At 71.5% G+C, this 13,733-nt stretch carries 17 protein-coding genes; 9 read left to right on the top strand and 8 right to left on the bottom strand.

Going from position 1 to position 13,733, the window contains the following annotated elements:
• Positions 1–49 precede the first annotated feature (49 nt).
• Genes AB0I42_RS01850 through AB0I42_RS01840 form a run of 3 tightly spaced genes read left to right on the top strand, consistent with a single transcriptional unit; the run spans position 50 to position 1,735 of the window.
• Positions 50–205 (top strand): hypothetical protein, encoded by a 156-nt coding sequence (locus AB0I42_RS01850; RefSeq protein ID WP_357533212.1) that lies wholly within the window; start codon positions 50–52, stop codon positions 203–205.
• Positions 202–957, top strand: coding sequence for a phosphoadenylyl-sulfate reductase (locus tag AB0I42_RS01845; RefSeq protein WP_357533210.1), 756 nt, complete (start codon positions 202–204; stop codon positions 955–957). The genes AB0I42_RS01850 and AB0I42_RS01845 overlap by 4 nt, the downstream gene beginning before the upstream one ends.
• On the top strand, positions 941–1,735 hold the full coding sequence (locus AB0I42_RS01840) for a CbiX/SirB N-terminal domain-containing protein (protein WP_357533208.1): 795 nt from the start codon (positions 941–943) through the stop codon (positions 1,733–1,735). The genes AB0I42_RS01845 and AB0I42_RS01840 overlap by 17 nt, the downstream gene beginning before the upstream one ends.
• 175 nt (positions 1,736–1,910) lie before the next feature.
• Here the strand turns inward: AB0I42_RS01840 and AB0I42_RS01835 are convergent, their stop codons facing one another.
• A complete protein-coding gene (locus AB0I42_RS01835) occupies positions 1,911–2,168 on the bottom strand; it encodes a WhiB family transcriptional regulator (RefSeq protein ID WP_212826726.1) in 258 nt (85 codons plus the stop codon).
• A 426-nt stretch (positions 2,169–2,594) separates the two neighbouring features.
• On the bottom strand, positions 2,595–3,545 hold the full coding sequence (locus tag AB0I42_RS01830) for a diacylglycerol kinase family protein (protein WP_357533206.1): 951 nt from the start codon (positions 3,543–3,545) through the stop codon (positions 2,595–2,597).
• Between the two features lie 42 nt (positions 3,546–3,587).
• On the opposite strand from AB0I42_RS01830, the gene AB0I42_RS01825 reads away from it, so the two are divergent.
• On the top strand, positions 3,588–3,983 hold the full coding sequence (locus AB0I42_RS01825) for a hypothetical protein (RefSeq protein WP_357533204.1): 396 nt from the start codon (positions 3,588–3,590) through the stop codon (positions 3,981–3,983).
• Positions 3,984–3,995: 12 nt separating this feature from the next.
• On the opposite strand, the gene AB0I42_RS01820 is transcribed toward AB0I42_RS01825, so the two are convergent.
• From AB0I42_RS01820 to sodN, 3 genes are all read right to left on the bottom strand, one after another.
• On the bottom strand, positions 3,996–4,379 hold the full coding sequence (locus AB0I42_RS01820; protein WP_357533202.1) for an ATP-binding protein: 384 nt from the start codon (positions 4,377–4,379) through the stop codon (positions 3,996–3,998).
• 106 nt (positions 4,380–4,485) lie between these two features.
• Positions 4,486–4,929, bottom strand: coding sequence for a GNAT family N-acetyltransferase (locus AB0I42_RS01815; protein ID WP_357533440.1), 444 nt, complete (start codon positions 4,927–4,929; stop codon positions 4,486–4,488).
• Positions 4,930–4,994: 65 nt separating this feature from the next.
• The gene (gene sodN / locus AB0I42_RS01810; RefSeq protein WP_357533201.1) at positions 4,995–5,399 is read right to left on the bottom strand and encodes a superoxide dismutase, Ni; all 405 of its coding nucleotides are present in this window, start codon (positions 5,397–5,399) and stop codon (positions 4,995–4,997) included.
• 84 nt (positions 5,400–5,483) lie between these two features.
• Between sodN and AB0I42_RS01805 the strand changes: the two genes are divergently transcribed.
• From AB0I42_RS01805 to AB0I42_RS01790, 4 genes are all read left to right on the top strand, one after another.
• Complete coding sequence (locus AB0I42_RS01805; RefSeq protein WP_357533199.1) at positions 5,484–5,807, top strand: S26 family signal peptidase; 324 nt, start codon at positions 5,484–5,486, stop codon at positions 5,805–5,807.
• 139 nt (positions 5,808–5,946) lie between these two features.
• Complete coding sequence (locus AB0I42_RS01800; RefSeq protein WP_357533197.1) at positions 5,947–7,152, top strand: NADP-dependent malic enzyme; 1,206 nt, start codon at positions 5,947–5,949, stop codon at positions 7,150–7,152.
• Positions 7,153–7,348: 196 nt separating this feature from the next.
• Positions 7,349–8,302, top strand: coding sequence for a zinc-binding dehydrogenase (locus AB0I42_RS01795; RefSeq protein ID WP_357533196.1), 954 nt, complete (start codon positions 7,349–7,351; stop codon positions 8,300–8,302).
• 438 nt (positions 8,303–8,740) lie between these two features.
• Positions 8,741–9,967 carry a hypothetical protein gene (locus AB0I42_RS01790; protein WP_357533195.1) on the top strand — a complete coding sequence of 409 codons (1,227 nt, stop codon included), beginning with the start codon at positions 8,741–8,743 and terminating at the stop codon, positions 9,965–9,967.
• 166 nt (positions 9,968–10,133) lie between these two features.
• Here AB0I42_RS01790 and AB0I42_RS01785 read toward each other — a convergent pair whose 3' ends face one another.
• Positions 10,134–11,114 (bottom strand): chlorophyllase, encoded by a 981-nt coding sequence (locus tag AB0I42_RS01785; RefSeq protein ID WP_357533193.1) that lies wholly within the window; start codon positions 11,112–11,114, stop codon positions 10,134–10,136.
• A 178-nt stretch (positions 11,115–11,292) separates the two neighbouring features.
• Positions 11,293–12,216 (bottom strand): alpha/beta hydrolase, encoded by a 924-nt coding sequence (locus tag AB0I42_RS01780; RefSeq protein WP_357533191.1) that lies wholly within the window; start codon positions 12,214–12,216, stop codon positions 11,293–11,295.
• 208 nt (positions 12,217–12,424) lie between these two features.
• On the opposite strand from AB0I42_RS01780, the gene AB0I42_RS01775 reads away from it, so the two are divergent.
• A complete protein-coding gene (locus AB0I42_RS01775; RefSeq protein WP_357533190.1) occupies positions 12,425–12,589 on the top strand; it encodes a hypothetical protein in 165 nt (54 codons plus the stop codon).
• A 22-nt stretch (positions 12,590–12,611) separates the two neighbouring features.
• Here AB0I42_RS01775 and AB0I42_RS01770 read toward each other — a convergent pair whose 3' ends face one another.
• Entirely contained in the window at positions 12,612–13,730 is a 1,119-nt protein-coding gene (locus AB0I42_RS01770; RefSeq protein ID WP_357533189.1) for an acetate kinase, read from the bottom strand.
• Between the last annotated feature and the right edge of the window lie 3 nt (positions 13,731–13,733).

Genomic DNA, 13,733 nt, shown 5'->3' with positions numbered 1-13,733 from the left:
TGGGGCTCAGTGCCGGACACGGCGGCGCCGAGCGCAGCGAGGTGACGTCGTGAGCGAGCGGGCGGCGCCGCTGTACTGCCCTTACTGCGGCGAGGAGGACCTGCGGCCCAACGAGGAGTCGCACGGCGCCTGGGAGTGCCACGCCTGCGCCCGGGTCTTCACCGTGAAGTTCAACGGACTGCTCACGAAGGGGGTGACCCGATGATCCCGGTTTCCGCAACGGACCTCGGCCTGGTCAGTCTCGCCGGACCGGTCGCACCGGCGCGCCGGCGTCCCGAGGAGTTGAAGTCGCTCGCCGAGGAGGCGGCCCGCGAACTGGAGGGCGCCCCCGCCGAGGAGATCGCCCGCTGGGCGGCGGAGGAGTTCGGTGACCGGTTCTGTGTCACCAGTTCGATGGCCGACGCGGTGCTGGCCCACCTGGTGTCGCGGGTCGCGCCCGGCGTCGACGTGGTCTTCCTCGACACCGGGCTGCATTTCCCGGAGACGCTGAAGGTGCGCGACACGGTCGCCCGCACGCTGCCGGTCAACGTCCGGTCGATCCGGGCCCGGATGACCGTCGGCCAGCAGGACGGCGAGTACGGCCCGCGGCTGTTCTCGAAGGCGCCCGACGAGTGCTGCGCGCTGCGCAAGGTGGAGCCGCTGGAGCGGGCGCTCGGCGACTACGACGCGTGGGCGGCCGGGTTGCGCCGCGACGAGTCACCGACCCGCGCCAACACGCCGGTGGTGACGTTCGACGCCCGTCGGGGCCGGGTGAAGGTCAACCCGATCGCGGCGTGGACCCAGGGCGACGTCGACGCGTACATCTCGCGGTGGAACGTGCCGGTGAACGAGTTGTTCCGGCAGGGCTACACCTCGATCGGCTGCTGGCCGTGCACGCGGCGTACGAAGGCCGGCGAGGACCCCCGGGCGGGCCGCTGGGCGATGTTCGAGAAGACCGAGTGTGGCCTCCACGCCTGACCGTTCCGGTGGTCGCAGCGGCCGGCTGACGGCGTCGCCGGTCGTCCTGGTCGCCCACGGCAGCCGCGATCCCCGGGCGGCCGCCGCCACCCGCGCGCTGGCGCGTGCGGTCGAGGCCGCCGACCCGGCCGTCGCGGTCCATCCCGCCTATCTGGACCACACCACGCCGCGCCCCGCCGACGTGCTGCACTCCCTGGCCGCCGCCGGGCACCCCGGGGCCACGCTGGTGCCGCTGCTGCTCACCGCCGCCTATCACGGCCGGGTCGACGTGCCGGCGGCGGTCGCCGACGCGTACGCGGCCGGGCTGCGGATCCCGGTACGGGTCACCGAGGTGCTCGGGCCGGCCGGCGGGATCGTCGACCGGTGGCTGCTGGCCGGGCTGGTGCGGCGGCTGGCCGCGGCCGGCACGGGGTTCGACGCCGTGGTGCTCGCCGCCGCGGGCACCCGGGACGCGGCGGCGCGGGCCACGGTCGACCTGGCGGCGGCCGCGCTCGGCACGGCCCTGGGAGTGCCCTGTGTGGCCGCGTACGCGTCCGCCGCGCCGCCGGCCGTCGGTACGGCGGTCGCCCGGCTCCGGGCCCGTGGCGCCCGTCGGGTCGGGATGGCGGCGTATTTCCTCGCCCCCGGACGGTTGTACGCCGAGGCGGCCGCGGCGGCGTGGTCGGCGGGCGCGGTCGGTGTCGCCGGGCCACTGGAGGGCGCTCCGGAAATCGCCCGGCTGGTCCTCGCGCGGGTGGAATTGGCCGGCAGATCTCCGATACCACTCCTCGCGGCCTGACTGCCCGTATTCCTCACCGTTACCGAGTGAATAGTCGGCGTTCGATGGGGTGGTCGATCCTTCGGCGGTTCGCATTCGCCGGGACGCACTCGCTGCGTAGCTAAAGGTGTACAGAACTCAGATACAGCGAAACGCCCCGGGAGTACCCGGGGCGTTTCGCTGTGAAGCTCGTTGGTCAGGCGGAGTGAGCGCGCAGGACCCGAAGGCCACCGCGGCGCTTAACGGCGCGCCGCTCTTCCTCGCTCATTCCGCCCCAGACGCCGGCGTCCTGACCGGATTCGAGCGCCCACTTGAGGCACTCGTCGGTCGCGGGGCAGCGCCGACAGACGGCTTTGGCCTGCTCCACCTGCAGCAGAGCGGGGCCGGACGTCCCGATCGGGAAGAACAGTTCCGGGTCCTCATCGCGGCAGGCAGCATGGTGGCGCCAGTCCATGGCGGCAACACTCCTCATTCTTGATCGGTGGTGATAAACACGCTGATCTTTATTTCCTATATGCATCCGCACGGCTGGTGCGCGACGGAGTGCAGCCGTCGGATCAGCAGTGCGTGAGCAAGCTTTGAAAACCTTGGGAGATCGATCGGTGCGTGCCGCAATGGGCACGTCCGCGCAACATCCCGGTAACTCAGTTCGCTTGTGAATGCTTTCACGAACTCTGGCGATGTCAAGGGTGGCGCTCAGAAAAAATCTGAACGGGTGAGCAAGCTCACGACCCCTTTGTCCGGTTTCCAGCGCTTGCCGGCAACCGGTGTGCCACAGCCACTAGTCAATGTAGTACAGTCCGCCCGACATTGCAGGCATATCAGGCAGGTGTCTCGCGACGCTCTTGTACGACCGGTCGCAACACCGCTTACCCACGTCTCAGCAGATTACTCTTAACGCGTCCGTCACAGCCGTGAACCGGACCTTCTCCCGCTCGCCGAGGTAGTCGCCGTCGAGCTGGAACGCCTGCGGCCGGTCCGACACGAGGGTGAACTCCGCCAGGTCGTGCAGCCGCAGCACGTGCCGACCCTGCGGGCCGGCGTCGCGGGTGATGAACTGCGCCATCGTCAACGCCGTGGTCGGCACCCGCAGCCGGCGCAGCGCCAGCACGTCGAGCCCCAGGTCGAAGGAGGCGTTCGGGTTGGGGTTCACCGGCCGGTCACCGAGGTAGGTCCACGGCGCGGTGTTCTGGATGATCGCCGTCGCCAGCTCCGGCACGTCCTCCTCGCCCGGCCGCTCCAGCGTCATCGCCGGATGCCGGCGGTCCGACGCCAGGAAGTAGCGGTTGAGGATCGAACGCATGTAGAGCCCCGGCGTCGACACCCGACCGCGCCGGCGGGCGCCCTCGACCCGCCGGATCACCTCGGCGTCCAGCCCGAACCCCGCGCAGAACGTGAAGTAGCGGTCGTCGGCCAGCCCCAGCCCGATCGTGCGGTAGCGGCCCAGCCGCAGTCCCTCCAGGATCACGCTGGTGCCCTCCGCCCACCCCTTCGGCAGGCCGAGGGCACGAGCGAAGACGTTCGTCGACCCGCCGGGCACCACCGCCAGGGCCGGCAACCGGGTCGCCGGCGGCTGCGCCGGGTCGACGGTGGGCGGCGCCGCGGTCATCAGACCGTTCACGGTCTCGTTGACCGTGCCGTCGCCGCCCAGCGCCACCACCAGGTCGATGCCCTGCTCGGCCGCCTCCCGGGCGAGCGCCACCGCGTGGCCGCGCCGACGGGTGTAGCGCACCGTGAGGTCGACCTCGGTGCTGAGCGCCCGGACGAGCACGTCACGGCCGCGTTCGCTGGTCGTGGTGGCTTTCGGATTGACCACCAGGAGGGCCCGCATTCCCGGGACTGTACCGCGCACCGGCGCGGGTATCGTGGCGCCGTGACGACCTCGGACCAGGCGGCCCCACCACCGCCGCCACTGCGCTGGGCCGTACGGCTGCTGATCGGTGAGGCGGTCGCGCTCGGCCTGGTCGCGGCCTACCTCGTCTGGCAGGACCTGACCGCCACCGCCAACGATCTCGCGACCGCGCTGCTGCTGACCGCGTTCGCGGTCGCCGGGGCGCTGGCCCTCTGGGCGCTCGCGGTGGCGCTGCGACGGCGCCGGGCCGGCGCCCGGGCGCCGGCGATCGTGCTCCAGCTCATGCTGCTGCCGGTCGGCTACTACATGATCCAGGGCGGCCTTGGCTGGTTGGGGCTGCCGTTGATCGTGCTCGGCCTGCTGGTGACCGCGCTGCTGGTGAGCCCGCCGACCACCAGGGCGCTCGGGCTGGGGTAGCCGGGTCGGCCGTCAGTGTGCGGTGGCGCGGCGGCTGAGCAGCCGGATCGTCGCCTCGCTGCCCGACGCGGTCGCCGAGGCCGACGTGGTCAGGGCGGTCAGCACCTTCCAGGCGAACGACGACTCCGACGGCAGCCGGGCCTCCGGCACCGTCGGGACCGTGACCTCGACGGTGAGCGCGTCGTCGGTCACCGCGAAGCGGCACCGCAGCTCGGTGCCCCGGGGGGCGATGGCGAGCAGCATGGCGCACGCCTCGTCGACCGCGATCCGCAGATCCTCGATCTCGTCGAGGGCGAACTGGAGCCGGGCGGCGAGCCCGGCGGTAGCCGTACGGAGCACGCCGAGGTAGCCACCGTCGGCGGGCACGGTCAACAGCACGATGTCGTCATCGACCATCGGCTGGAAGTCTGTCGCGAGCTGGCCCACCATGCCCTCCCCCCGATGGCGGACTCTACCGCCCCGGAGCACCCCTCGTGCGCGGCGGTGCCGAAAGGGGGACGGGCTACCCCGCCGGCGGGGTGACCGCCGCGGCGAGGGTGGTGAGCGCCGGGCCCGTCAGCCGGTAGGGCACCCACTCGTCCATCGGCCCCGCGCCGATGGCGTGGTAGAAGTCGCGGGCCGGATTCCAGTTGAGCACCCACCACTCCAGCCGGGCGTAACCGCGCGCCACGCAGATGCCGGCCAGCGTCGACAGCAGCAGCCGGCCCGCGCCGGTGCCCCGGGCCGCCGGCCGTACGTAGAGGTCCTCCAGGTAGATGCCGTGCACGCCTTCCCAGGTGGAGAAGTTGAGGAACCACAGGGCATAGCCGACCGGCGTGTCGCCGGCGTCGACCGCCACGTGACCGAACAGCGCGGGCCGGGGGCCGAAGAGCGCGGCCGACAGTTGCGCCTCGGTCAGGTGGCACAGTTCCGGCGCCCGCTCGTATTCGGCGAGTTCGTGCACCATCGCGACGACGGCCGGCACGTCAGCGGGACGTGCCGGCCGTACGGTGGGGCCGGGTGGGGCTCCGGTCACGCCTGCTTGGTCTCCCAGAAGATCTTCGCGATCTCGTCGATCTTCTGGAGCAGCTCGTCCGCCTTGGCCAGGTCGGTCGAGCCCTTGGCGCCGGACGCGCCGGCCAGCTTGGTGGTCTCGTTGAAGAGCTGGTGCAGGTGCGGGTACTTCTCGAAGTGCGGGGCCTTGAAGTAGTCGGTCCACAGCACCCACAGGTGGTGCTTGACCAGCTCGGCGCGCTGCTCCTTGATGATGAGCGCCCGGGTGCGGAACTCCGGGTCCTCGTTCGCCTGGTACTTCTCGATGATGCCCTTGATCGACTCGGCCTCGATGCGGGCCTGGGCCGGGTCGTAGACACCGCACGGCAGGTCGCAGTGCGCGCTGACGACGGTGCGCGGGGTAAGAATGCGTGGAAGTCGCATCAGGACGCCTCCATGAGATGTTTGCGATGATCCGAGCCGACACTACTCCTGAGACCCGTGCCCCGCGGGACGGAGGTGAAACCTGTGCCGAACCCGTTCGGGCTGTTCGCCGTACTGGTCAGGGGACCGTCGATGGCGCCGACGCTGCGGCACGGCGACCTCCTGCTGGTCCGGCGCGGGGGGCGCGCGATCCGACCTGGTGACATCGTGGTGGCGACCTTCCGGACCCGGCCGGACCTGCTGGTCGTCAAGCGCGCCGTCCGTGCCGACGACGGCGGTTGGTGGGTACGCGGTGACAACGAGCTGGTGACCGACGACTCCCGTGCGTACGGCGTAGCCGACGTACGCGGTCGGGTCCTGTTGCGCTACTGGCCGAGGCCCGGACGGCCGCGTTACCGACCGGTATGACCCTGGTCACAGGTGCCTTCCGGGGCCGACACTATGCTCGGGTGCCGTGAACCGGGTGACCCCCGCGCCGCACCGCCGGCCAGCGCAGACCTAGCACCCGAGCCGGTCGGACCGTACGCTCGACGCTCCAGGAGTCACCATGTCTTCGTCTATTGTGGACCCTTCCGATACCGTCGCTCCCTCGCTGGACGGCGACCCGGTCTTCGAGTTGCACCGGGGCGGCAAGATGGTCGTCGCCTCGACCGTGCCGCTCACCAGCCGGGAGGACCTCTCACTCGCCTACACCCCCGGCGTCGCCCGCGTGTGTGAGGCGATCGCCGCCGACGAGTCGCTCGTCGACGACTACACGTGGGTTTCGCACACGGTCGCGGTGGTCACCGACGGCTCCGCCGTACTCGGGCTGGGCAACATCGGCCCCCGCGCGGCGATGCCGGTCATGGAGGGCAAAGCGGTCCTGTTCAAGCAGTTCGGCGGCGTCGACGCGGTGCCGATCTGCCTCGACACCCAGGACGTCGACGAGATCGTCTCGGTGGTGACCGCGCTCGCGCCGTCGTTCGGGGGCATCAACCTGGAGGACATCAGCGCGCCCCGCTGCTTCGAGATCGAGCGCCGGCTCGACGAGGCGCTGCCGATCCCGATCTTCCACGACGACCAGCACGGCACCGCGATCGTCGTGCTCGCCGCGCTGCGCAACGCCGCCGCCCTGCTCGACCGCAAGCTCGGCGACCTGCGGGTGGTGATCAGCGGCGCCGGCGCGGCCGGGGTGGCGGTGGCGAAGATGCTGTTCGCCGGCGGGGTCAGCGCCGGTGACACCGTCGTCTGCGACTCCCGCGGGATCATCCACCGCGACCGCGCCGACCTCGGTGCGACGAAGGCCGAACTCGCTGAACTCACCAACTCCGCGGGCCGTACCGGCGGCATCGCCGACGCGCTGGCCGGCGCGGACGTGCTGATCGGGGTGTCCGGCGGCCAGATCGCCGAGGAGGCGGTCGCCGGCATGGCGCCGGGGGGCATCGTGTTCGCCCTGGCCAACCCGACCCCCGAGGTGCACCCCGACGTGGCCGCCCGGCACGCCGCCGTGGTCGCCACCGGCCGCAGCGACTTCCCCAACCAGATCAACAACGTGCTCGCCTTCCCGGGCATCTTCCGGGGGGCGCTCGACGCCCGGGCGACCGCGATCACCGACGGGATGAAGGTCGCCGCGGCGGACGCGATCGCAGGCGTGGTCGCCGAGGCGCTGAGCGCCGACGCGATCGTGCCCTCGCCGCTCGACCCCCGGGTGGCTCCGGCGGTCGCCGCCGCCGTGGCCGCCGCCGCCCGTCGCGACGGCGTCGCCCGCGCCTGACGGTTCCCGAACAGGGGCCGGCCCGAACGGGCCGGCCCCTGTTTCGTCGGGGCCCGGTCCGTTCGGGCGTCAAGATCCGGGTGATCAGGGAGTACGTCGCACGACACACCGAGGACACGCCCGGCCTGGTCCCTGATCACCGTGATCGAGAGTGCATGATCTTGAAGGGGGTCGGGGGCGCTGCTAGCGTCCGGACATGCGCGCCGCCTACGCCTCGAAGTTCGACGATGACAACCCGCTCGCGGCCCTTGCCGTCGGCGACCGGCCCGAGCCGGTGCTGCCCGACGACGACTGGGTGACCGTCGAGGTGCGGGCCAGCTCGCTCAACCACCACGACCTGTGGTCACTGCGCGGCGTCGGCCTCGGCGCCGCGCAGTTGCCGATGATCCTCGGCTGCGACGCGGCCGGGATCGACGACCGGGGCAACGAAGTGGTCGTCTACCCGGTGGTGCCGACCCCGGCGGATCCCCGGGGCATGTCCATCCTGTCCGAGCACTACCAGGGCACCTTCGCGGAGCGGGTGGCGGTGCCGCGCGCCAACCTGGTGCCCAAGCCCGCGGAGCTGTCGTTCACCGACGCGGCCTGCCTGCCGACGGCCTGGCTGACGGCCTACCGGATGCTCACCACGAAGGGGCGGGTCGACGAGGCCGAGGCGGTGCTCGTGCAGGGGGCCGGCGGCGGGGTCGCCACCGCCGCCGTGGTGCTCGCCCTCGCGCTCGGCAAGCGGGTCTACGCGACCAGCCGCGACGCCGCCAAGCGGGACCGGATCGCCGGGCTCGGGGCGACGGCGCTGGAACCCGGCGCCCGCCTGCCGGAACGGGTCGGCGTGGTGATCGAGACCGTCGGGGCGGCGACGTTCGACCACTCGCTGAAGTCCGCCGCGACGGGTGGCCGCATCGTCGTCTCCGGTGCGACCGCCGGACACGAGCCGAAGGTCAACCTGCGGCGGGTCTTCGCCATGCAGTTGGAGATCCTGGGCACGTCGATGGGCACCCCGGCCGAGCTGCATGACCTGCTCACCCTGTGCCGGGACCGGTCGGTGCGACCGGTGGTCGACAGCGTGCACGGGTTCTCCGCGGTGGGGGAGGCGTTCGCCCGGCTGCACTCCGGAAACGTCTTCGGCAAGGTCGTGGTCGACCACACCCGCTGACCGGCCCACCGACCCCTGGCCGGGCCGGTGTGGACACGCTCGTTCCGCAATCTGTAATCCGGACCTATGTGGCGTTTCAAAACGGACACTAAGGGAGCATAAGAGGCTGGAAAAGAACAAATAAGCCTCAGTAAAGGGTGACCTAAAGAAAACTAAAGGTTCGACGGGCGTCCTTGCCGCTGTGCAACTGATGAACTTCCTGGGCCGGGTAGAGTCGGTCCGTTCGTAACTCTGATCATCGCGAACGATTGTGTTCGAAGGAGTCAGATCTTGAAGTTCTCGGCAACGCACAGGAGCACCGGGCGAGCCACCCACCGACGCCCGGCAGAGCCCCGGGTGCTCCGCCGTCCGACCCGCACACTGCTGGTTGTCCTGACCACGGTCGGCCTTGCTGTGACGGGTATCGGGGTTGCCGTGGCCGGTAGTCGCGGCGACTCCGTGACGGTGACCCGTGCCGGCACCGTCATCGACGGCGAGAAGATCAATGGTTATCTGCACATCAAAGCGAACAATGTGACAATCAGGAACACCACTCTGCGTTACGCCGGCAATCATACGCTGCGCGTATTCAGCGGCTTCACTGGAACCGTCATCGAGGACACCAAGATCTATTGCGGGGCGGCGAAGACCAACGGTGTCGTGTTCGGCAACTACACCGCCCGCCGGGTCGACCTTTTCGGCTGCAAGAACGGATTCATGTATTCCGACTCGGCGCCGGCCGTCATCGTGGACTCGACATGGAACGGCAAGCCCGTCTCGGTCGGCTCGGACTCCGGCGGCCGGCCCGCGCCGGCCCCGTCACCGACCAGGTCGACCGCGCCGAGCCCGTCCCCGTCCCCGACACCGAGCGCCACGACGTCGACCGCGCCGGCCCCGAAGCCGACCCGTACCACGACGTCCGCCCCGCCACCCCCGGCCGGCGGCGGCATCCCGGCGTCCTTCCCCGGCCCGCACAACACCGGCGTGCCGGCCGGCGTGACGTTGAAGAACTCCGGCGGCATCACCGCCTCCCGCGACGGCCAGGTCATCAGCGGCCTCAACATCAACGGCTGCGTCACCGTCACCGCGAAGAACGTGGTCATCCGCAACTCGCGGATCAGTTGCGGCGGCACGTACTCGATCCGGACCAACGGGGCGAAGAACCTGGTCGTCGAGGACGTCGAGATCAACGGGCAGGGCAAGAACTCGGCCGCCGTCTGCTGCGGCGACTACACCCTGCGCCGGGTCGAGATCACCAACGTCATCGACGGGCCACGGCTCGGCAGCAACGTCCGGATCGAGGACTCCTGGATCCACCACCTGACCCGGGTCTCCGGCTCGCACAACGACGTACTCCAGACCACCGGGGCGTCCAACATCGTGGTGCGCGGCAACACGCTGGAGGCGTACAACCCGACGACGCGGGATCCGTTCAACGCCTGCCTGATGATCGGTTCGACGACCGGGCCGATCGTGTCGAACCTGACCTTCGAGCGGAACTACTGCAACGGCGGCAACTACTCCATCGGGGTCCGCGAGGATCTCAACGCCGCCAACATCGTCATCCGCAACAACGTCTACGGCCGCGACTACCGCTACGGCGTCATCGCCCGGCCGCAGCAGTCCGGCATCACCTGGGAGTCGGCCACCAACGTGTTCGCCGACAACCGCAAACCCGTCAAGTAGCGGGACCGACAAGCAGCTCGACGCCCTCCCCGGTGGACCGCGGGGCCGTGCGATCCGCACGGCCCCGCGGCTCGTCCACGCACACCTCCCGGCCGCGCCGGGCGCCCGCCGTCCCAGCGGGCCGCCGTCCCAGGGCCGGGGTACGCGACCGCGCGAGCCGTGCCGGTCAGAGCCGGTCGTCGAAGGCGGCGACCCCGTTGCGGCCGGCCCCGTCCGGCAGCCGGTGGCGGGCGTCCGGATCGCCGTAGAGCGTCCAGCGCAGGAAGTCCGTCGTCGTCTCGACCACCACCTCGAACGCCGGATCGCCGGTGCGCAGCAGCGAGCGGCCGTGGTCGCCGTCGGGCAGGCTCAGCATCGCCTTCGGCCAGGGCACCTGGTCGTACGCGGCCTTGCCGGAGGCGTACGACACCACCTCGTCCAACTCCCCGTGCACGAAGAGCTGCGGGGCGGCAGGTCCGCTGAACGTCGTACCGACCCCCAGGGCACTGCCGGCGAGCACGATCCCGGCGTCCAGCCGCTCGTCCCGGGCCAGGGTGAAGAGCCCCAGCGTGGTGATGCCACCGGCGGAGTGCCCGGCCGCGGCCACCCGGTCAGTTGCCAGCCGGCCGGCGAGCGGATCGCCCTCGCGGCCGTCGAGCGCCAGCACCTCGGTCACCACGTACGACACGTCGGCCGGCTGGTTCAGCACGTCGAAGACGTCCGGCTGGGTGGCCGTACCGCTGGTCTTCGGGAAGCGGGGCGCCGCCACCACGAAGCCGGCCGCGGCCCAGCGGGTGAGTACCGCGGCGTAGTCCTTCGGGGTGCCGGTGAGGCCGTGACTGAACGCGACCACCGGGAAGCGGCCGGCGGCCGCCCGCGCGCCGCTGCGGGGCGTACCGCCGGGTTCGCCGGCCGCCGGATACCACACCGTCACCGGCAGGGCCCGGTCGTCACGGGCGAGGTCGAGCTGCCGTACGCCGACCGCGAACGGCTCGGCCGGCGCGGCCCCGGGCGTGACCGGCGCGGCGCTCGCGGTGGCCGGTGCCGGCGCCGACGGCGCGTCCGTCGTACCGCCCGAGTTCGGCGTGGGCTGCGGCGAGCAGCCGGCGACCGTCACCGCCAGCAACGCGGTGACCAGGATCGGGATACGGCGGGAGCGTCGGGGCATCGCTCGATTGTGCCTCGCCACCCACCCGTCCCGTCCGGCCAACGGCCAGCTACCCACCCCGACGCACCCTTGCGCGCCGATCAAGGAGAAGTTGTGGCTTCGGCGGGGCGAGATGCCCGAAGTATCCCCATGATCGGCGCGGCGTCGGGCGCGGCCTCGGGCACGGCGCGGCGGGGTGTCAGAGGCGGTTCTCGAAATCGGTTACGCCGGTCAGGTGGGCCGCGTCCGCGATCTTCTGCCGGGCGGTCTGGTCGCCCTGGAGGATCCAGCGCAGGAAGTGGGTCATCGCGGCCATCGTCTGGGCGAAGCCCGGCCGCCCCGGCGTCAGGTAGGTGCCGTGGTCCTGCCCGACCAGGGTCAGGAACGCCTTCGGCCACGGCACCCGGTCGTACGCCGCCCGGCCCCGTGCCGCCTTGACGATCGGATCGGCGCTCCCGTGCACGAAAAGCATCGGCGCGGCGGTGCCGCCGAACGCCACCCGGGAACCGCCGGCGATCACGATCCCGCCCCGCCACTGCTCGGCGTGGCCGTCGGTGAAGAGCCCGGCGGTGGTGAAGCCGCCCGCCGAGTGCCCGGCGGCGGCGATGTTCGCGGTGTCCAACCGGCCGGCGAACAGGTCGCCCGGCACCCGGTCGAGCCGGCTGAGCTGCCGGATCACGTGACGGGCATCGGCCGGCTGGTGCCGTACGTCGTCCCGGTCGAACCGCCGGCTGCCGCGCTTGGTGTACGGGTATGCCGGCGCCACGACCACGAACCCGGCGGCCGCCAGCCGGGTCGTCACCGCCCGGTGCAGATCGGGCAGGCTGTCCAACCCGTGGCTGTAGAGCACGATCGGGAAACGGCCGGCGGCGACCTCGGCGTCGACCCGGGGCGTCGGGCCGGTCGGGCCGGCCGACGGATACCAGACAGTGGTGGGCAGCGGCCGGGCCGCACCCCGGCGCAGGTCCAGGGTCCGCACCCCGACCGGATAGCTCACCTGCGGCTCGGCGGCGGCACGGGGTGTTCCGGCCTGTGCCGGTTTCCCGACCGCCGGGGCGCAGCCAGCGAGCAGCACCGGCATAAGCCCGATGATCAGTGCTGTGACCAGCCGTTTGGTGCCCACGCCTAGAAGGTAAGGGCGGGCCGGCGCGGCGAGGCCAGCTTTCCGGTTCCCCTGCGCCGGCCGCCCGGATGGTGTTGTCCCGATCATCGGCCGGCCGGCGCTGATCGTGATCAATTGCGGTGTCGGAAAGTCGCCGGTCGGAAAGGGGGTACGCCACGCCGACGGGAGCGGACCCACAACCGGACCCGACTTCGCTAGGGTCGTGCCCATGTCTGACGAGTACGTGGATCCGAGCGGGAACACGGAGGCCTTCCAGGCCTTCACACAGACGGCGGAACCGGCCGAATCGTCGTCGAAGCTGCCCCTGATCATCGGCGCGGCCGTCGCGGCGGTCGTGCTGCTCGCCCTGGTCGGCTGGCTGGCGCTGGGCTGACCCCAGGCTCGGGGGAGCGCGGTCAGCCGCGCGCGGCCACGACGCTCCGGGTCTGCTCGGCGATCTCGCCCTCCTCGTCGGTGGGTACGACGCAGACCGCCACCGGTGAACCGTCGGGCGAGACGACCCGCTCCCCGGATCCGGCCGTGTTGCGCCCGGCGTCCACGGCGATTCCCAGCCGCTCCAGCCCGTCCAGTGCCGCCGCCCGCACCTCGGCGGCGTTCTCGCCGACCCCGGCGGTGAAGGTGATCGCGTCGAGCCGGCCCAGCAGGGCGTAGTAGGAGCCGACGTACGACCGGATCCGCCGGCAGTAGACGGCGAAGGCGAGCGCGGCGGCCCCGTCACCGGCGGCCCGCCGGGCCAGCACCTCACGCATGTCGTTGACGCCGCACAACCCGACCAGCCCGCTGCGCTGGTTGAGCAGGTCGTCGATCTCGTCGACGCTCATTCCCGCGGTGCGGCGCAGGTGGAAGACGACCGCGGGATCGATGTCGCCGCTGCGGGTACCCATCACCAGCCCCTCCAGCGGAGACAGGCCCATCGAGGTGGCGACACTGCGTCCGCCCTCGACCGCGCACGCGCTGGCGCCGTTGCCCAGGTGCAGGGTGATCGTGTTGGTGTCGGCCGGGTCGCGGCCGAGCAGCCGCGCGGTCCGCCGGGAGACGTACGCGTGCGACGTGCCGTGGAAGCCGAACCGGTAGATGCTGTTCGCACGGGCCACGTCGGCGTCGATGGCGTACGTCGCCGCCTCCGGCGGCAGGGTGCGGTGGAAGGCGGTGTCGAAGACCGCCACCTGCGGTACGTCCGGCAGCAGTCGCCGCGCCACCTCGATCCCGGCCAGGTTGCCCGGATTGTGCAGCGGGGCGAGCGGGACGAGTTCCCGGATCCCGGCCACGACCTCGTCGTCGATCAGCGTCGGCTCGGCGAACCGCAGTCCGCCGTGCACCACCCGGTGCCCGATCGCCGCCAGCCCGCCCAGGTCGAGCCCGCCCATGATCTGCGCGAGGGCGGCTTCGTGATCATTCGGGGCGTCGCCCGGCTCGCCGATCCGTTCGACGATGCCCCGGTCCACGACCCGGTCGCCGTCGTACAACCGGAACTTGACCGACGACGACCCGGAGTTCAAGACCAGGATTCGCATGGT

The organism is Polymorphospora sp. NPDC050346, from assembly GCF_040655695.1.
Classification (GTDB): Bacteria; Actinomycetota; Actinomycetes; order Mycobacteriales; family Micromonosporaceae; genus Polymorphospora; species Polymorphospora lycopeni.
This window is presented reverse-complemented; position numbering and strand designations above follow the sequence as displayed.

Coding starts and splice junctions, on each gene's coding strand:
- AB0I42_RS01845 (WP_357533210.1), top strand. CDS start 202: ATGATCCCGGTTTCCGCAACGGACCTCGGCCTGGTCAGTCTCGCCGGA.
- AB0I42_RS01835 (WP_212826726.1), bottom strand. CDS start 2,168: ATGGACTGGCGCCACCATGCTGCCTGCCGCGATGAGGACCCGGAACTG.
- AB0I42_RS01830 (WP_357533206.1), bottom strand. CDS start 3,545: ATGCGGGCCCTCCTGGTGGTCAATCCGAAAGCCACCACGACCAGCGAA.
- AB0I42_RS01820 (WP_357533202.1), bottom strand. CDS start 4,379: ATGGTCGATGACGACATCGTGCTGTTGACCGTGCCCGCCGACGGTGGC.
- AB0I42_RS01815 (WP_357533440.1), bottom strand. CDS start 4,929: ATGGTGCACGAACTCGCCGAATACGAGCGGGCGCCGGAACTGTGCCAC.
- sodN (WP_357533201.1), bottom strand. CDS start 5,399: ATGCGACTTCCACGCATTCTTACCCCGCGCACCGTCGTCAGCGCGCAC.
- AB0I42_RS01800 (WP_357533197.1), top strand. CDS start 5,947: ATGTCTTCGTCTATTGTGGACCCTTCCGATACCGTCGCTCCCTCGCTG.
- AB0I42_RS01795 (WP_357533196.1), top strand. CDS start 7,349: ATGCGCGCCGCCTACGCCTCGAAGTTCGACGATGACAACCCGCTCGCG.
- AB0I42_RS01785 (WP_357533193.1), bottom strand. CDS start 11,114: ATGCCCCGACGCTCCCGCCGTATCCCGATCCTGGTCACCGCGTTGCTG.
- AB0I42_RS01775 (WP_357533190.1), top strand. CDS start 12,425: ATGTCTGACGAGTACGTGGATCCGAGCGGGAACACGGAGGCCTTCCAG.
- AB0I42_RS01770 (WP_357533189.1), bottom strand. CDS start 13,730: ATGCGAATCCTGGTCTTGAACTCCGGGTCGTCGTCGGTCAAGTTCCGG.